Source organism: Luteimonas vadosa, from assembly GCF_039543545.1.
Taxonomy (GTDB): domain Bacteria; phylum Pseudomonadota; class Gammaproteobacteria; order Xanthomonadales; family Xanthomonadaceae; genus Luteimonas; species Luteimonas vadosa.
The window spans coordinates 261579-279472 of record NZ_BAABJY010000002.1; the positions used below are offsets into that span (position 1 = coordinate 261579).

The following is a 17894-nucleotide window of genomic DNA, read 5'->3' on the forward strand; positions in this document are numbered from 1 at the left end:
GGGGTGCACCGTCCCCGGGCAGGAGCCGAGCGTTGCGCCATGCAGCGTCGCCCCGGTGCATTGCATGGGCAATGGAACATGACGCGGCCGGGTGCAGGTCAGCTGCTGCCTGCCGCGCATCGGCTGGAGTAAGCTGGACCCTTCGAGGGGACAGCGGCGACGACGATGTCCAGCGAGGAGACGGCCCAAGGGGAGCAGCCGCGTCCGACGGTATTCCTGAGCTATTCGCGCGCCGACCAGGCGTGGGCGCGGATGTTGGCGCAGGCGCTGGAGGAGGCCGGGCTGCAGGTCTGGTGGGATGCCTTGATCGAGGGCGGGGCCGCCTTCGCCAAGTCGATCGAAGCCGCGCTGGCGGCCAGCGATGCGGTGATCGTGCTGTGGTCGCGCCACTCGGTCGCGTCCGACTGGGTGCTGGACGAAGCCGCGCACGGGCGCGACCAGAAAAAGCTCGTACCCCTGTCGATCGACGGCACCGAGCCGCCGCTTGGATTCCGCCAGTACCAGTCGATCGGCCTGGAATGCGCCAAGGACACCGTCGACGAGGCCTGCCTGCAGGCCGTGCTGCGCGCCGTGCTGCCGCTGGCCGGGCGAGAGGCGTCGCCGCGGCCGCGAATCCTGCCCACGCCCCAAACGCCGCCCCGGTGGCGCATGTCGCGTCGCGGCCTGCTGCTCGGCGGCGGCGTGGTGGCCGCCGCGGGTGCCGCGGGCGTGCTGGGGTGGCAACGCAACTGGTTCGGGACCGGGCCGGCGCGGGATGGCAGCGTGGCGGTCCTGCCGTTCAAGAACCTCAGTGGCGACGAGAAGAAAGCGTATTTCTCCGACGGCCTGTCCGACGAGCTGCGCGCGGCGCTGGCGCGCAACCCCAAGCTCAAGGTGATGGCGGAGGCCTCCTCCAGCCAGTTCCGCGACGGCGATGTGGGTGCCGTGGCGATCGCCTCGCAGCTGGGGGTGGGGTTCCTGCTCGACGGTAGCGTGCGCTGGGCCGGCGAGACGGTCCGGGTGGCGGCCGACCTGGTCGACGGACGCACCGGCTTCAGTCGCTGGACGCAGGTTTTCGAACGTCGCATCGACGACGTGTTCGCGATCCAGAGCGAGATCGCCAGGGTGGTGGAACTCGCGCTGGCCGTGGAGGTCACGCCCGAGACGGCCGAGGAGCGGCGCGCGGCGTCCGGCGGCACCACCGACATCGAGGCCTTCGACGCCTTCCTGCAGGGCCACGCGCTGTACGCCCGGAGCAGCGACGAGGCGACCGACCGCGAGGCGCTGGCGCTGTTCGATGCCGCCCTCGTGCACGACCCGGGCTATGCGGCGGCGCATGTGGCGCGCGCGCTCACCCTGACCACCCTGGGCAACCAGTACGACAGCGTGGCGCGCCGCGACGGCATGTACGACCAGGCGGTGGCCGCCGCGAAGCGGGCCATCGAACTGGCGCCCAACTATGCCTCTGCGTATTCGATCCTGGGCTTCGTGCTGTTCCAGGGTCGCCTGGATGCCCGCGCGGCGCTGGCGCCGTTCCGGGTCTCGAGCACCCTCGCTCCCGGCGAGGCGACGGTGCAGGCGCGCTGGGCGCAGTATTGCGCGCGGACCGGACGCGAACGCGAAGCGTCCGACGCCATCGACCGGGCGTTGTCGCTGGACCGGCTCAATGCCCAGATCCATCGCGCGGCGGGCACCATCCATTACGCGGCGCGGCGGTTCAAGCCATCGATCCCGCCGATGCGCAAGGCGCTGGAGATGAACCCGAAGATGTCGGTCGCGCATGCGGCCATCGGCGACGCCCTGGTGAACCTTGGCCAGCTGGCGCCCGCCCGCGCCGAATACGAAGCCGAGCCGATCGCCGATTTCCGGTTGACCGGCCTGGCCATCGTCGAGCATCGCAGCGGGAACCACGATGGCGCGCGTGCCCTCCTCAAGCGACTGGTCGACGAGATCGGCGACATCGTGCTCTACCAGCAGGCACAGGTGCTGGCGCAACTGGGCGAGGTCGACACGGCGATCGACCGGCTGCGCAAGGCGCGCCTGGCCCGGGATGCGGGCCTGGTCTACGCGCGCAACGACCCGTTCCTGGATCCGCTGCGCAAGGATCCGCGGATGGGGGCGTTGCTCGCGGAGCTTGGCTTCAACGGCTGATCGTTGCGGCGGGGCGGTGCGGGAACAGGCCGGACCGCCTCGGCCCGGCCGGTTGTGGGGGGGCTGGCCCGATGCAAGAATGCGATGCGGCTCACAAATCGCGGGCCCGCGGATGTGCGGCAGGGGGATTGCGTTCCATCACTCAAGAGGGGAATTGTCATGAAGCATACGAAGCTGGCGTTGTTGGTCGTCGTGCTGTGCGGTGGGCTGTTGTCTGCCTGTGACAGGCAAACCGCGCCTCCTGCGGAAGCGGCACCCGATCCGGTCGCGGCCACACCCGAACCGATGGACGCCGGGACCGACGAAGGCACCCCCGGGACCCACGCCGAGGATGGCGACAGCCCGCATACCGGCGGCGACCGAGTCGGGACGGGCACTGGTGGCATCGAGGAAGAGGACGACACCCCGCACACCGGCGGCGACCGCGTCGGCACCGGTGGCGGGAACCAGGAAGGCCACTGAAGGACGCACCGGCGTGATGCCCTGACGGCTGGCGATCTGTCGATCGCCAGCCGCTCGGAGTCGGGATGGCGTGGCCCGCGCGCGGCGGCGCGGGGACTTCGGGCGAAACCCCGGACGCGCCTCGCGGCCCGGCTCAAGGCAGGCTGTTGCGCCCGGCCGGCAGCGCCATCGCCTGGCTGATCCATTGCGCGTACTGGTCGATGCGCGTGTAGACCCCGGGCCTGCCGTCGCCAGCGCAACGGCGCTTGCCCCAGCTGACGATGCCGACCAGGGTCGGGCTGCCGTTGGTCAGCACCACCGGGCCACCGCTGTCGCCGCGGCAGGTGGATTGCGCCGGATTCGAGGCGCAGAACACCTGGCCCTTGATCTTCTTCGGGCCGTAGCCGGGGCGTTGCTGGCAGACCGGGTTGGGCATGACCTGCAGGTCGACCCGCAGCATCACCGCATTGATCGCATCCGCATTCGCGCTGCCGGTCACGCCCCAGCCGGTGGCCGACACCGGCACGCCCGGCGGCAGGGGCCGCTGGTTGACCGCGATCTGCTTGATCGGGTTCGCGATGGGCGCCGTGGACTGGCCCTCCGGCACGATGCGGATCAGGGCGATGTCGTTGGCGTACATGTTGGGCGGGCGATCGACGTCGTTGCTCTCGGCGTTGTACTGCGAGTGCCGGACGATGCGGTCGATGCGGTAGGTCCTGCCGCCGGGCCGGGAAATGTCCTGCACGCCCAGGCGTACCTTGAAGCCGAGGTCGACCATCTGCTGGTCGATGCAATGCGCGGCGGTCAGCACCCACTCGGGGGCGATCAGGGCACCGCCGCAATAGTGCTGGCGCTGCCACGCCGGGCGGGTGTCGTTGGGCTTGGCGGGCGCGGCCGGATACAGGATCTGCGCCTGCCATGGCACCGACAGCGCCGAGACCGGGCGCCCGCCGAAGGCATAGACGGTGTCGTCGTCGTCGCCAGGCTGTCGTGGCGGGCTGGGCTTGCCGGATGACGGGCCCGGACCGCGGGGCATGGCCCGGGTGGTGCGCACGGTCGTCATGCCGCCGATGCCGACCGAGTCCCCGTCGGACTCCTCGTCGATGACCTCCCAGATCTCCTCGTCCTCGTCGAACAGGCTGTCGTCGATGGGGATGGCGTCGTCGGAGGCGTCGTCGTCCTCGAGGGAATAGCCGCTGGCCCAGCTGTCGTCCTCGAAGTCTTCGAGTGCGTCCTCGTCGTCGTCGACTTCGTCCCCGGCGACCTCGTCGTCGTCGACTTCGTCCCCCGCGTCCTCGTCGTCGACCTCGGCATCGTCGGCGAGGTCGACTCGTTCGTCGTCGTCGAGTTCGATGCCGTCGTCCTCCTCCTCGACGAACTCCCCGGGGTCGTCCGCCTCGTCTTCCTGGGCGCCGACGGCAGCCAGCGACTGTGCGAGCGGCAGTGCCGGGGTTGCGTGCGGCCAACCCAACAGGGCCGCCATGCAAGCCACGGCCAACAGGCGGGTGGTGGCGTGCGTCGTAATGCGCATGGACGTGCTCCCCGGCAAGGATCGCCCGATTGGGCACCCTCGCACGGGTCGAGTCAAGCTTGCAGGCGACTCGCGTCGAAGTCCCGGGCGATTGCGTGCGACACGCGCGGCGTCAACGGATTGCGCCGTCGAAACCGGTCATTCGCGGGCGATCATTCCGCCTCGAGCTTGCGATGCATTCGCTGGTAATCCTTGCGGTATTTCGTCGCGAGCTGGTTCTTCTGCGTCTCCGAAAGCACTTTCCCCGAGACCTGGAAGAACTTCTTTTCTTCCTCGCGCAGGTGGTGGTGGACTTCCTCGGACAACTTGCGCGCGGTCTTGATCCAGGCGTCGCCGGCCGGGTCCAGGCCTTGCAGGTCTTCCACCAACTCATCGATCTCGTGGTGTTCGTGCAGGGCGTGGCGCGCCGAGGACAGCCCCATGTCGTCCATCAGCATCGGCGCGTAGAGGTAGCGTTCCTCCGCGGCCTCGTGGGCTTCGAGCTCGATCCGCGTCGCGGTGAACAGGTCGATGCGTTCGCGGGTGCCGGGCTTGCTGCGCAGCAGCTTGCGCAGCAGGCTCCGCTGGAGTTCATGGCTTTCTCGCAGGGCGTCGTAGAGGGTTTCCGACATGGAGCATCCTTTCGATAGCGGCTGGATGGGCGCGCGCGGAGGGCGACCACCCCAAAGGATAGCGACCGGGGGTGAACGTCATGCGCAGGCGGGCGTGCCGGCTTCAATGCCGAGCCGTCGTCACGGCGACGTGCGCGCGTGGCGACGATAGTGTCGCCCCCTGACTGACCGGAATGCCCGATGTCCCGTTCGCGACGCACGACCGATACCACAAGCCAGCTGGCCGCCCTGTCATGGCGTGCCCCTTACGTGGCGACGCAGCGACTGATGCGGATGGCCGGTCCCGTCCAGAGCGCCGCCGACCGGCGCGAGCTGGCTCGGATGGGCACGGAGAAGCTCTCGGCGATGCAGGAAGGGTGGATGGCGATGGCCATGCAGGTGATCGCCCTGCAGCAGCACGCGTGGTCCTCGCTGATGCAGGCTGCCTGGTCGCCTTGGTTTTCCGCATCGATGCCGTCGTGGCCGCAGGCGTTGGCCGATGCCGATGCGGTCGTGGCGGCGGGCCTGCGGCCGGCGACGCGGCAGGTCGCGGCCAACGCGCGCAGGCTGTCGCGTCGGCGCTGAGTGGAGCCGCGGCATGGACCTGAAGAGCGGCTATCCGTTCTGGGCGGTGCGCAATGGACTCATGAATGCGTTCCCGCCGCTGGCCTCGGATCGGCGCTGCGACGTGGCGGTGGTCGGCGGCGGCATCACCGGCGCGCTGATCGCGGACGAACTGGCCGCGCACGGGCATGACGTCGTGGTGCTCGAGCAGCGCGACGTCGCGTGGGGCAGCACCTCGGCCAGCACGGCGTTGCTGCAGTACGAGATCGACACGCCGATGGTCGACCTGGCCTCGCGCTACGGCGAAGCCGATGCCGTGCTGGCGTACCGGGCATGCGCCGATGCCATTCCCATGCTCCGGGCGCGCGCGGCCGACCTGTACGCGGTGGACTGCGCAGCGATGCAGAGCCTCTACTACGCCAGCAAGCACAGGCACGTTGGCGCCATGGAGGATGAGTTCGCCTCGCGCCGCAAGCATGGCTTCGAGGTGGAATGGTTGCCGCGCGAGGCGGTGCGCGACCGCTTCGGCTTCGATGCGCCCGCGGCGATCCTCAGCGACCAGGCCGCCAGCCTCGACCCCTACCGGATGGCCTATCGCCTGCTGATGGCGCTGGAGAAGGCGGGTGCCGGCGTGTTCGACCGCACGCGCGTGGAGCACGTCGCCACCACGCCGCGTGGCGTCGAGCTGCGCACCGACGCCGGCCACCTGGTCCGCGCGAAACACGTGGTGATGGCCGCAGGCTACGCCACCCGGCAATGGCTGGAGGCCGATGTCGCGCGCAACCGGAGCAGCTACGCCTTCGTCACCGACCCCATCGACGCGAGCGTGCTGGGCGCGCTGGCCACGACCCTGCTGTGGGAAACCGCGCGTCCCTACCTCTACCTGCGCGCCACCACGGACTCGCGGCTGATGGTCGGCGGCGAGGACGACGCGGTGGACATCCCCGCCAAGCGCGACGCGCGCGTGGAAAAAAAGGCGGGCAGGCTGGCGGACAAGGTGCGTGGGATGTTCCCGGAGCTTCCCGTGCAGCCCGTGTTCTCGTGGGCCGGCACGTTCGCCGAAACCGAGGATGGCCTGCCGTACTTCGGGCCGCACGACAGCACCGGGCCGCGTGTGCACTTCGCCATGGCCTATGGCGGCAACGGGATCACCTACTCGATGATCGGCGCCGGCTTGCTGCGGGCCGGGATCGAGCGGCGCAAGCACCCGTTGCAGCGGCTGTTCTCCTTTTCGCGCACGGCGTGACCGGGGCAGCGCACCCGTCGCCGCGTCGACCGCCCCGCATGGGGACCGGAATTCGCTGGCGGGGTGCGCGCGTGGGCGCGGTTTCCGGGTCCCGGGCCATCGGGTAAGGTAATCGACGATCCCGCCCGGAGCCGTTCGCCCGCCGGATGCCCGAACCCGTACCCATGCCACCGGCCACGCCCGAACCGGTGAAGGATTCCGACTTCCGCCTACTCGTGGAGGCGGTGGCCGATTACGGCATCTTCATGCTCGATCCCGAGGGATGCGTGCGCACCTGGAACCGCGGCCTGGAGCGGCTGAAGGGTTACACCGCCGATGAGATCATCGGACGGCATTTCTCCGTGTTCTATCCCGAGGCCAGGCGCGCCGAGCGCTGGCCCCAGCAGGAGCTGGAGTTCGCCCTGCGCGACGGCAGCTTCGAGGACGAAGGCTGGCGCGTGCGCAAGGACGGCACGCATTTCTGGGCCAACGTCGTCATCACGGCGCTCCGGGGGGAGGACGGACGGCACCGCGGGTTTGCCAAGGTCACGCGCGACCTGACCGAGCGGCGCGTGCAGGAGGAACTGCTGCGCCAGAGCGAGGAGCGCTTCCGGCTGATGGTGGAGGGCGTGCGTGACTACGCGATCTTCATGCTCGATCCCGACGGCCGCATCGCCAGCTGGAACCTGGGTGCGCAGATCACCAAGGGGTACACGGCGGAGGAGGTGATCGGGCGGCACTTCTCGATCTTCTACCCGAAGGACAAGCGCGACGCGCGCTGGCCGGAGCACGAGCTCGAATGCGCGGTGCGCGACGGGCGCTTCGAGGACGTGGGCTGGCGCTTGCGCAAGGACGGGACGCGCTTCTGGGCCAACGTGGTGATCACGGCATTGTTCGACGAGAAGGGCCGCCATCGCGGCTTCTGCAAGGTCACGCGCGACCTGACCGAGGCGCGCCGGATCGATGCGCTGGAAGAGCACAGCCGGCAGCTCACCCAGTTCCTCGCCGTGCTCGGCCACGAACTGCGCAATCCGCTGGCGCCCATCGTCACCACGGTGGAGATGATGCGGATGGCACCGGCCGCCGGAGATCCCGCCGATCCCTTCGTCGGCGCGCGCGAGATCCTGGCGCGGCAGGTGGGGCAGCTGTGCCGGCTGGTGGACGACCTGCTGGACGTCGGCCGCATCGCCAGCGGCAAGATCCACATCGAGCACGAGCCCGTGCTGCTGCAGGACGTCGTGGACCAGGCCGTCGAGGCGACCGCGCCTCACGTGGAGGCCGGCCGGCATGTCCTGGAGGTCGACCTGCCCGAGCACCCGCTCCGGGTCGACGGCGACCGGGCGCGCCTGGTCCAGGTCGTGAGCAACCTGCTGCACAACGCCACGAAGTTCAGCCCGCCCGGGGGTCGCATCCGCGTGTGGCTGGCGCGCGCCGGCGGCAACGCGGAGCTGGGCGTGGCCGACAACGGTCCCGGCATCCCGCCGGAGGACTTGCAGTACATCTTCCGCCTGTTCGCGCAGGCCGGTGGCGACATGTCGCAGCGCACGCACGATGGCCTGGGCGTCGGCCTGAGCCTGGTCCATCGGCTGGTCAGCGACCACGGCGGGCAGGTGAGTGCGTTTTCCACCGGCAAACCTGGGGAGGGCGCGGAGTTCATCGTCAGCCTGCCCCTGGTCGGGGAGGACTGAACCGCCCGTCCGGCAGGTACGCGCCGCGGGCGTCCTCGCGCGGTACGCGCCGCACGCCCGCGCTTATGCGGCCGTCGGGCGCACCTTGCCGCGCGACTGCTTGATCCGGTACATGGCGGCATCGGCGCGCGCCAGCACGGCGTCGGCGTCGAGTTCGCCCAGTTCGGTGACGACAATGCCGACGCTGGCGCCGGGATAGTCCAGGGCCCCGCCATCGGCCAGGGGAATCTGCACTTGCGAGCGCGCCGTCAGCAGCTCCTGGAATTCGGCGGCGTGGCGTTCGGCCCCTTCGGCCGGCGCCGGGGCGACGACTACGAATTCGTCGCCGCCGTAGCGAGCCACCAGGTCCCCTGCGCGCAGCGTTTCCGCCAGGCCCTTGCCGACGGCCACCAGCAGCGCGTCGCCGGTGTCGTGGCCGTGCGTGTCGTTGACCGCCTTGAAGCCGTCCAGGTCGATGAAGGCCACCAACAGGCGCTGCGCTTCGCGCTGGCGCCTCGCCAGCATGCGCGAGAGCTCGAGCTCCAGCGCGCGGCGGTTGGGCAGGCTGGTCAGCGGATCCATCAGCGTCTGCGTGGCCAACCGCGCGTTGGCCTCGCGCAACCGCCGGGTCAGCGTTTCGCGCTCCACGTACTGGCTGACGAGGTGGCCGAACAGTTCAAGGACGCGGTCGGTGTCCGGCCGCATCGGCGTGCGCGTCGCGCCGGCGGCGCACAGGGTGCCGAACAGTTGGCCGTCGGCGAGATGGACCGGTGCGATGGCGAACGTCGCGATGCCGAGCTCGCGCGCGGCTTCCTCGTCCGGCCAGGTCGTGGCCACGTCCTCGGCGTAGGCCACGCCATCGGCGAGCGCACGCCGGCACAGGCTGTCCGCCCAGGGCACGGTCAGCCCCTCCGGGATCCGCAGGCTGCCGGTGTTGAGCGCGAATTCGATGCGCTGGATGTCGGCGTCCTCGTCGACGGTGGTGAAATACGCCGACTCCAGGCTGGTGACGGTCGACAGCAGTTCGAGCAGGGGGCGGATGCGCGCCTCGAACGCCGGCGCGCTGGCCAGCGCCCGCTCCAGGTCGGCGAGCAAGGGGTGGAGCGGGATGTCGGTCTCCTGCATGGTGCGGCATTGTGCCACCGGCCTTGCGCGCGGGCGGACCGGAGGTGCATCCGGTCCTTGTATCCACGGTAGCGCGTCGCCGCGGGTGCGACGACGGCGGGCGACGCTGGGCGCGGAAGCTTGCCATCGGGCGCGGCCACCACGCCCGGTACCCGGCACGCACCGGAGGCGACAACTTGGAAGCAACCCGACCCGCAGCGAACCGCGCCCCCAACGGCCATCGGTTGCAGGAAACGACCCGGGCAGGGCGAGGGTGCGCGGCATGAACCGGCCGCCTGGCGCGGCAGGCCGTTGCCATCTTTACGTGTTCCCCTTCACCTGGGAGGACTACGGCAAGCTGGGCTTCTCGCGCGATCCGCTGGCGCGCCTGCAGGCCTTGCACCACCGCTGGTACGACTGCTTCGACCTCGACCGGGGCGCGCTGGTGGCCACGGAAACCGAGCGCGACGCGCGCGACCTGGAATTGCGGTTGCGCCACGCCCTGCGCGTGTACAACGCGCCGGCGCCGCTGACCATCCGGCCACAGGGGGCCGGGCACACCGAGTGGTACCGGGGGGCCGAAGCGGCGCTGATGGCGGAGGTCGAAGCCCTGCGCCGGGAGGGCTACGTGGTCCACGCGCCGTTGCGGCCCTGGTTGCGGCAGGCCCTGGTGGCGCGTGGCGAGCTGCTCTACGACTGGACGCTGGCGCAGTTGCCCCTGGGGGCCTGGCGGGACTTCGATCCGGACGATGCGGCGCAGGTGCTCGTGCGGGACGTGCTCGACGGCTACCGCGCGCTGGATATCCCGTTGGCGCCCCTGCTGGCGCCGGAGGTGCTGGCCTGGCATGGGCGGTGCGACCGGGTAGCGCACGGGGACCGGCGTTGACCGCCGGTGCCGCAAGGGGCCGGGATCGGATCAGCTTTTAAAGGCAGCGGCAAGCCATTGATCGCCCGGCAGTCTTGGCTGGTGAGAATGCGGTGGGCTTGAATGGCATGAAGAAAGCGCTTGCCTGCGCCCGCGAAGGTAAATAGATTTTTACCATGTCTCCCGATACCCACGACGACCTGACCCCCCGCCAGCGGGCGGTGCTCGACTTCATCCAGGCCCATGCCGCAGCCGAGGGCCTGCCGCCGACGCTGCAGCAGATCGCCGACGCCTTCGGCTTCCGCCAGGCCTGCGCCGCGCACAAGCACGTGCGCCGCTTGCAGGACGCCGGCTACCTGTCGGTGCGGCCGCACGAAGCGCGTGGCATCCGCCTGGGGGCATCGGGCGGTGGCGCCCGGCCCACGCGGCTGTCGCTGCCGATCCTGGGGCGCGTGGCGGCGGGCGTGCCGATCGGCGCCGATGCCGGCGTCGAGCGCCACGTGATGCTCGACCGCACCCTGTTTTCCCTGCGCCCCGATTACCTGCTGCGCGTGCACGGCGACTCGATGCGCGACGACGGCATCTTCGATGGCGACCTGGTGGCGGTGAAGCGCAGCCGCGACGCCAGCAACGGGCAGGTGGTGGTGGCGCGGCTGGAAGGCGAGATCACCATCAAGCGCTTCGAGCAGACCCGCACGGGCATCCGCCTGCTGCCGCGCAATCCCGACTACGCGCCCATCCTGGTGCCGCCGGGCAGCGACTTCGCCATCGAAGGCCTGTATTGCGGGCTGGTGCGGCAGCAATGACGGCGGCCGCGACCCCCCTGGCGCCCGCTGCCGAGGTCAGCCTCGACGCGATGCTGTCGGCGCAGACGGTCTGGCGTGCCGGGCGGTTGCCGGTGGCGGCGTCGGGCGGCGAACCTACCGGCCATGCCGGGCTTGATGCCTTGCTGCCGCAGGCGGGCTGGCCGCGCGGCGCGCTGACCGAATTGCTGCTGCCGGCCGACGGCGTCGGCGAACTGGCGATCGTGTTGCCGACCCTGGCGAGGCTGACGTCGGCAGGCGGCATCGTCGCGCTGGTCGCGCCGCCCTACCTGCCGTATGCGCCGGCCTGGCAGGCCGCCGGCGTCGACCTGCGCCACCTGCACGTCATCGAGGCCGATGCGCGTGGCGCGGCCTGGGCCCTCGAGCAATGCCTGCGCAGCGCCGCCTGCGCCGCGGTGCTGGGTTGGCCGCGCCACGTCGACGGCCCGGGGCTGCGCCGCCTGCAGGTGGCGGCCGACAGCGGCGATTGCCTGGGTTTCGTGTTCCGCGACGCCAGGCATGCGGTCAATCCGTCGCCGGCGGCCTTGCGCCTGGAATACGGCGGCGGCGCCTGGCACGTGCGCAAGTGCCGCGGCGCGCGTGCGCCGTCGCAGGGCTTCGCGTGTCCGGCTGCGCGCCTGGCCGCGCCCGTGCATTGAGGGCGCGCCGTGCTCTGGGCCTGCATCGTGCTGCCGCAGCTGGCGCTGGACGCCGTCCTCCGCCGTTGCCCCGACCCTTCGCGGCCGCTGGCCCTGGTGGAGGGTCCGCCGCAACTGCGTAGCCTGCGCGCGGTCAACGCCGCGGCCGCGGCCGCCGGGCTGGCGGCCGGGATGCGCCTGCCGGCGGCGCATGCGCTGCTGCCGGACGTGGTGCTGGTCGAGCACGACCCGGCCGCCGAGGAACGCTGGCAACGCTTCCTGGCCGCATGGGCGTACCGGCACAGTTCCCTGGTCAGTGCCCAGTGGCCGGGTGCGATCGTGCTCGAGGCGCGGGCCAGTTTCCGCCTGCTGGGGCCCTGGCCGGTGTTCGAGGCGCGCTTGCGCAGCGAACTCGATGCACTCGGGTTCCGGCATCGCATCGCGCTCGCGCCCACCCCGCGCGCGGCCCGGGTCTTCGCGGGTTTGCGCGACGGGTTCGCGGTGACGCACGCCGCCGCGATGCACGAGGCGCTGGCGCGGGTCCCGGTGCGCCGCGCGGTGCTGCCCGACGACGCTGGCGCACGGCTGCACCGCATGGGCGTGCGCACCCTCGGCGTGCTGCGCGCGTTGCCGCGCGACGGCCTGCGCCGGCGGTTCGGGGTCGAGCTGCTGGCGCACCTCGATCGGTTGCATGGCGACGTCGACGACCCGCTGCAGGTCTATGCGCCGCCCGACCGGTTCGATGCGCGCGTCGAACTGGGCCACGAAGTGGAGAGCCACCAGGCCTTGCTGTTCCCGCTGCGCCGGCTGGTGGGCGACCTGGCGACCTACCTGTCCATCCGCGACGGTGGCGTGCAGCGTTTCCTGCTGCGCCTGGAGCACGAGCAGGGCCACCACGACGTGCCGGTGGGCCTGCTGGCCGCCGAGCGCGACGCCGGCATGTTATTCGAACTGGCGCGCGGACGCCTGCAGCAGGCGGCCATCGACCGGCCGGTGGTGGCGCTGCGGCTGCTGGCGCGGGAACTGCCGCCGTTCGTGCCGGCGTCGCGCGACCTGTTCGATCCCCGTCCGGCGCAGGCCGTGCCCTGGCCGCAGCTGCGCGAGCGCCTGCGCGCGCGCCTGGGCGACGGCGCGGTGCATCGCCTCGCGGCCACCGGCGACCCGCGCCCGGAGCACGGCTGGCGCATGGCCGGCGTGGACGAGGATGCGGCCTGCGTCCAGCCCGCGCCGCCGCGTCCGCCGCGTCCGGCTTGGCTGCTGCCGCGCCCCATGCCGCTGCGCGGTCCGGATCCGCGCATCGTGTCGGGGCCCGAGCGCCTGGAGAGCGGCTGGTGGGACGGCGGCGACACGCGCCGCGACTACTACGTGGTCGAGACCGCGCAGGGCCAGCAGGCCTGGGTCTTCGCGCCGCCGGGCGAACGGGGCGCCTGGATGCTGCATGGGTGGTTCGCGTGAGCTGGGACGATGCCGTCGCCGGCGTCGACAGCGCCACCCCCGGCGGCCGCGCGCCGCGTGCGTGGGAGGCGGCCGCGCGGATGCGCGCCGCCAACGACGACCGATTGGCCACGGATGGCTTGCCCGCCTACGCCGAGCTGCATTGCGTGTCGGATTTCAGCTTCCTGCGCGGCGCGGCGAGCGCCGAGGACTTGTTCGTGCGCGCGCAGCGCTGCGGCTACGAGGCGCTGGCGATCACCGACGAGTGCTCGTTGTCGGGCATCGTGCGCGCACTGGAGGCCTCGCGCGCCACCGGCGTGCGGCTGGTGGTCGGCAGCGAGTTCCGCCTGCAGGACGGGTTGCGCCTGTTGCTGCTGGTGGAGACGCTGCCGGGCTACACGCGGCTGTGCCGGCTGATCACCGATGCGCGCCGGGCCGCGGCGAAAGGCGAGTACCGGTTGTCGCGGACCGACGTGGCGCGGGCCTTCGCCGGCGTCGAGGATCCCGGCCTGTTCGCGCTGTGGCTGCCGGGACGCGAGCCGGCCGCGGAGGAGGGGGCCTGGCTGGCCGGCGTGTTCGGCGTCCGCGCCCACCTCGCGGTCGAACTGCATCGCGAGCAGGACGATGCCGCGCGCCTGGCCGCGCTGGAGTCGCTGTCGCGGCGGCTGGGGATGGTGGCGGTCGCGGCCGGCGACGTGCACATGGCCGTGCGCCGCCAGCGCGTGCTGCAGGACACCATCACCGCGATCCGCCATCGCACGCCGCTGGCCCGGTGCGGCGCGCACCTGTTCCGCAACGGCGAGCGCCACCTGCGCAGCCGCCGCGCGCTGGGCAACATCTATCCCCATGCGCTGCTGCAGGCCGCGGTGGCACTGGCGCGGCGCTGCACCTTCTCGCTCGACGAGGTCGGCTACCGCTATCCGGCCGAGCTGGTGCCCGAGGGCGAGACGCCCACGTCGCACCTGCGCAACCTCACCCTGGCGGGCATGGCGCGGCGCTGGCCCGGCGGCGTGCCTGCGGCGATCGCCGCGCAGGTGGAGAAGGAGCTTGTGCTGATCGCCGAGCTGGGCTACGAGGCCTTCTTCCTGACGGTCGAGGACATCGTCCGCTTCGCCGAGTCGCGGGGCATCCTGTGCCAGGGCCGCGGCTCCTCGGCCAACTCCGCGGTCTGCTACGCGCTGGGCATCACCGCGGTGAACCCGGCCGAGAGCCGACTGCTGATGGCGCGTTTCCTGTCGAAGGAACGCGACGAGCCGCCGGACATCGACGTGGACTTCGAACACGAGCGGCGCGAGGAAGTGCTGCAGTACGTCTATGCCAAGTACGGCCGCGACCGCGCCGCGCTGGCCGCCACCGTGATCCGTTACCGCGGCAAGAGCGCGGTGCGCGACGTGGCCACCGCCTTCGGCCTGCCGCCGGACCAGGTCGCGCTGCTGGCCGGATGCCAGGGCTGGGGCAATGCCGGCACGCCCATGGCGCAGCGCTTGCAGGAGGCGGGGTTCGATCCCGGCAATCCCCTGATCGCCCGGGTCGTGGCCCTCGCGGGGATGCTGGAAGGCCACCCGCGCCACCTGTCGCAGCACGTGGGGGGTTTCGTGATCTCCGATGCGCCACTGTCGACCGTGGTGCCGGTGGAGAACGCGGCGATGGACGACCGCACCATCATCCAGTGGGACAAGGACGACCTTGAGACGATGAAGCTGCTCAAGGTCGACTGCCTGGCGCTGGGCATGCTGACCTGCCTGCGCAAGGCGCTGGACCTGGTGCGCAGGCACCGCGGCCGCGACCTGGAGGTCGCCACCATCCCCTCCGGCGACGCCGACACCTTCGCCATGATCCAGGCCGCCGACACCGTGGGCGTGTTCCAGATCGAGTCGCGGGCGCAGATGAGCATGCTTCCGCGGCTCAAGCCGGCCTGCTTCTACGACCTGGTTGTCGAAGTGGCGATCGTGCGCCCGGGGCCGATCCAGGGCGGGATGGTGCATCCCTACCTGCAGCGGCGGATGGGACGCGAGGCGGTGAGCTATCCGTCGCCGGAGATGGAAGCGATCCTGGGACCCACCCTGGGCGTGCCGCTGTTCCAGGAACAGGTGATGGAACTGGTGATGCACGCCGCCGACTACAGCGACGGCGAGGCCGACCAGCTGCGGCGTTCGATGGCGGCCTGGCGCACGGGTGGCGACATGGAGCCGCACCGGTTGCGGGTGCGCGAGCGCATGACCGCCAAGGGCTACGCGCCGGACTTCATCGAGCAGATCTTCGAGCAGATCAAGGGCTTCGGCTCCTACGGCTTCCCGCAGAGCCACGCCGCCTCGTTCGCGAAGCTGGTCTACGCCAGCTGCTGGCTCAAGCGGCACGAGCCGGCGGCGTTCGCCTGCGCGCTGCTGAACTCGCAGCCGATGGGCTTCTATTCCCCCAGCCAGATCGTGCAGGACGCGCGGCGCGGCCATGGCGCGCGGGCGGCCGTCGAGGTGTTGCCGGTCGACGTGGTGCACAGCGACCGCGACAGCCTCCTGGTCGAGGTCGTCGCTGTCGACGGCATGCCCCGGCAGCCTGCGATCCGCCTGGGCCTGCGCGAGGTGCGCGGGCTGGCGGGCGAGGCCGCCGACGCCATCGTCGCGGCGCGCGCACGGCGGCCGTTCCGGGACATCGCCGACCTGTGTCTGCGCGCCGGCCTCGACGAGAAGGCGCGCAGTGCCCTGGCCGAGGCGGGTGCCTTGCAGGGCCTGTCCCGCCATCGCAACGAGGCCCGCTGGATCGTGGCCGGGACCGAACGCCAGCGGCCCCTGTTGCCGGGCAGTCCGGACGAAACGCAGGTCGACCTGCCGGCACCGGGGCTGGGCGAGGAGGTTGCCTCCGATTACCGCGCGCTGGGGATGACGCTGCGGGCGCATCCGCTGTCGCTGCTGCGCGCGCAACTGCGGTCGCGCCGCCTGCTGGGTTCGTCCGAACTGCGCGAGGTCCGGCATGGCCGCCACGTGCGCACCGCCGGCCTGGTGACCCAGCGCCAGCGCCCGGCGACGGCCAAGGGCACCATCTTCGTCACGCTCGAGGACGAGCACGGCATGGTCAACGTCATCGTCTGGGCGGACCTGGCCGCGCGGCGCCGCCAGGCGTTGCTGGGATCGCGGCTGCTGGAAGTCTCCGGCCGCTGGGAGCAGGTCGATGGCGTCGCGCACCTGGTCGCACGCGACCTGCAGGACCTGAGCAGCCTGCTCGGCGGGCTGGCGCCGGCGTCTCGGGATTTCCGGTGAGCGCGCGCCCCGCCGCCATGGGCCTGTTCGATGCCTCGCCGTGGCAGGTGATCGACGATGCCGAAGGGGGGGTGCGTTACTGGCCCGGGTTCGCGGCCTTACGCGACGTGGACCAGTGGTTCGCCGCATTGCTCGCGAACGCCGGCTGGGAAGCGCACCGGCGGCAGATGTACGACCGCGTGGTCGATGTCCCGCGCCTGACCGCGACCTATCGCGTCGACCAGCTGCCCGACGACCTCCCGCTCGCCGGCATGCTCGCGCAGGTACAGGCCATCATCCCGGCGCCGTTCAACTCGGTCGGACTCAACCTCTACCGGGACGGCCGCGACAGCGTCGCGATGCACAACGACAAGCTGCACCACCTCGCACCGGGCCAGCCGATCGCACTGGTCTCTCTGGGCGCGTCGCGACGCATGCTGCTGCGTCCCAAGCGCGACCCGCGTGACCCAGGCGCCGCGCGGGCGAACGCGATCCGGATCGAACTGGAGCACGGCAGCCTGCTGGCGATGAGCCATGCCTCCCAGCGCACGCACGAACACGGGATTCCCAAGACCGCAGGCTGCGCGGAGCCGCGCATGAGCGTCGTGTTCCGCGTGCGGCCCGCGCCGCGATGATCCCTTCTGGCGGAAGGCTTTACGCCGTTGCCACGGCCGCCGGGTAGCATCGTCCCGGCCATCCCCCGCCAGACGAGGTGCGAGATGTCAGACGAAACCGCCAAGACCCCGGCCGACCACGTCGCCGACACGCTGTCGCAGCTCAAGGAAATGCGGCATTACTCGAAGAACAACGTCGAGATGCTGACCACGGAGTGGCTGCTGTTCGACGGCGAGCTGTCCAAGCTCAAGCAGACGAAGAAGATCGAGGGGCTGATGGAGCTGCAGGGGCAGTTCCACGACGCCGTGGAATCGGTGATCTCCGACCTGGAAGACGTACTGCTCGAGCTGCGACCCAAGCCGGAGGAGTGATCCACCCATCCGCGGGGCTGGGCTCCCGGCGGAACTGCGCCGAGGCCTGCGTGCCGGTGGAACGGCTCAGGATCGGAGGGATCGTGCGGCCGCCTTCAGCCCGGCGCGAGCCTTCTCGGCGGCCACCGCGGACTCGCAGGCCGGGGACTTCTTCCAGGCTTCGTACTGCTCGTCCAGCAGGGCGCGCTCGTCGCCGGAGAACAGCTTGCGCGCCATCTTGAACATGGTCTTCTCCTCTTCCCTGGCGTGGTGGTCGACGAATTCGGCGAACACCTTGGCGCGCCCGGCGAACTGCGGCGTATCGATGCCGGCGGCATGCAGGTCCGGGAGCACGGTGTGCTCCACGGCGCGGTGCTCCTGCACCGCCTCGGCGTGGGCCTGCAGGCCGTCCCGGTCGGCGCGCTCCTTGAACGCGGGATAGAAGACCAGTTCCTCCCACTTCGCGTGGGGCAGCAGTGTCGCTTCGATCTGGTCCAGCAGCCTGGCGCGCGTCTTTTCGGCGCGGTCGGTGGTTTTCTTCAGCTCCTCGAACAGGGTCCGTACTTCTTCGTGCTCGGAGGCCAGGGTCTTGAGGATGTCGCGTGCCATCGCAGTGCCGCTCCATTGGTCGGGGGAGACGACCTTGCGGCACGATCCATCAAGCGGACGTGAGCGGTTCGCTGGAGGCAGGCGCGAATCCAGGC

General features: G+C 71.1%; 16 protein-coding genes. 12 read left to right on the forward strand and 4 right to left on the reverse strand.

All coding sequences use genetic code 11. The features are described from left to right. The first annotated feature begins 165 nt into the window (after window positions 1–165). On the forward strand, window positions 166–2130 hold the full coding sequence (locus tag ABD970_RS07060; protein ID WP_345294807.1) for a TIR domain-containing protein: 1965 nt from the start codon (window positions 166–168) through the stop codon (window positions 2128–2130). Between the two features lie 159 nt (window positions 2131–2289). Beyond that, window positions 2290–2592, forward strand: a complete 303-nt coding sequence (locus ABD970_RS07065) for a hypothetical protein (protein ID WP_345294808.1) — start codon at window positions 2290–2292, stop codon at window positions 2590–2592. Window positions 2593–2725: 133 nt separating this feature from the next. On the opposite strand, the gene ABD970_RS07070 is transcribed toward ABD970_RS07065, so the two are convergent. Together ABD970_RS07070 and ABD970_RS07075 are read right to left on the reverse strand one after the other, a co-directional pair. Then, window positions 2726–4102, reverse strand: coding sequence for a serine protease (locus tag ABD970_RS07070; RefSeq protein ID WP_345294809.1), 1377 nt, complete (start codon window positions 4100–4102; stop codon window positions 2726–2728). Between the two features lie 152 nt (window positions 4103–4254). Next, window positions 4255–4713 carry a hemerythrin domain-containing protein gene (locus ABD970_RS07075; protein ID WP_345294810.1) on the reverse strand — a complete coding sequence of 153 codons (459 nt, stop codon included), beginning with the start codon at window positions 4711–4713 and terminating at the stop codon, window positions 4255–4257. A gap of 180 nt (window positions 4714–4893) precedes the next feature. Between ABD970_RS07075 and ABD970_RS07080 the strand changes: the two genes are divergently transcribed. The 3 genes from ABD970_RS07080 (at window position 4894) to ABD970_RS07090 (ending at window position 8169) form a co-directional block, all read left to right on the forward strand. Further along, window positions 4894–5277, forward strand: a complete 384-nt coding sequence (locus ABD970_RS07080; RefSeq protein ID WP_345294811.1) for a hypothetical protein — start codon at window positions 4894–4896, stop codon at window positions 5275–5277. A gap of 13 nt (window positions 5278–5290) precedes the next feature. Next, the gene (locus ABD970_RS07085) at window positions 5291–6502 is read left to right on the forward strand and encodes an NAD(P)/FAD-dependent oxidoreductase (protein WP_345294812.1); all 1212 of its coding nucleotides are present in this window, start codon (window positions 5291–5293) and stop codon (window positions 6500–6502) included. 164 nt (window positions 6503–6666) lie between these two features. Continuing rightward, window positions 6667–8169, forward strand: a complete 1503-nt coding sequence (locus ABD970_RS07090; protein WP_345294813.1) for a sensor histidine kinase — start codon at window positions 6667–6669, stop codon at window positions 8167–8169. Window positions 8170–8232: 63 nt separating this feature from the next. Here the strand turns inward: ABD970_RS07090 and ABD970_RS07095 are convergent, their stop codons facing one another. Further along, window positions 8233–9273: a GGDEF domain-containing protein gene (locus ABD970_RS07095; RefSeq protein ID WP_345294814.1), complete on the reverse strand. Its 1041-nt coding sequence runs from the start codon at window positions 9271–9273 to the stop codon at window positions 8233–8235. Between the two features lie 262 nt (window positions 9274–9535). Here ABD970_RS07095 and ABD970_RS07100 point away from each other — a divergent pair, with 262 nt between their 5' ends. The 7 genes from ABD970_RS07100 (at window position 9536) to ABD970_RS07130 (ending at window position 17211) form a co-directional block, all read left to right on the forward strand. Then, window positions 9536–10138 (forward strand): GIY-YIG nuclease family protein, encoded by a 603-nt coding sequence (locus ABD970_RS07100; protein ID WP_345294815.1) that lies wholly within the window; start codon window positions 9536–9538, stop codon window positions 10136–10138. 155 nt (window positions 10139–10293) lie between these two features. After that, window positions 10294–10923, forward strand: coding sequence for a transcriptional repressor LexA (gene lexA, locus ABD970_RS07105; RefSeq protein ID WP_345294816.1), 630 nt, complete (start codon window positions 10294–10296; stop codon window positions 10921–10923). Next, the gene (gene imuA / locus ABD970_RS07110) at window positions 10920–11579 is read left to right on the forward strand and encodes a translesion DNA synthesis-associated protein ImuA (RefSeq protein WP_345294817.1); all 660 of its coding nucleotides are present in this window, start codon (window positions 10920–10922) and stop codon (window positions 11577–11579) included. Before lexA ends, imuA begins: the two co-directional genes overlap by 4 nt. 9 nt (window positions 11580–11588) lie before the next feature. Further along, window positions 11589–13013: a Y-family DNA polymerase gene (locus ABD970_RS07115; RefSeq protein ID WP_345294818.1), complete on the forward strand. Its 1425-nt coding sequence runs from the start codon at window positions 11589–11591 to the stop codon at window positions 13011–13013. Beyond that, a complete protein-coding gene (locus ABD970_RS07120) occupies window positions 13010–16246 on the forward strand; it encodes an error-prone DNA polymerase (protein WP_345294819.1) in 3237 nt (1078 codons plus the stop codon). Before ABD970_RS07115 ends, ABD970_RS07120 begins: the two co-directional genes overlap by 4 nt. Before the next feature lie 17 nt (window positions 16247–16263). Then, the gene (locus ABD970_RS07125) at window positions 16264–16860 is read left to right on the forward strand and encodes an alpha-ketoglutarate-dependent dioxygenase AlkB family protein (RefSeq protein ID WP_345295668.1); all 597 of its coding nucleotides are present in this window, start codon (window positions 16264–16266) and stop codon (window positions 16858–16860) included. Window positions 16861–16944: 84 nt separating this feature from the next. Further along, a complete protein-coding gene (locus ABD970_RS07130; protein ID WP_345294820.1) occupies window positions 16945–17211 on the forward strand; it encodes a hypothetical protein in 267 nt (88 codons plus the stop codon). A 66-nt stretch (window positions 17212–17277) separates the two neighbouring features. Here the strand turns inward: ABD970_RS07130 and ABD970_RS07135 are convergent, their stop codons facing one another. Then, window positions 17278–17799 (reverse strand): hemerythrin domain-containing protein, encoded by a 522-nt coding sequence (locus ABD970_RS07135; RefSeq protein WP_345294821.1) that lies wholly within the window; start codon window positions 17797–17799, stop codon window positions 17278–17280. Window positions 17800–17894 lie beyond the last annotated feature (95 nt).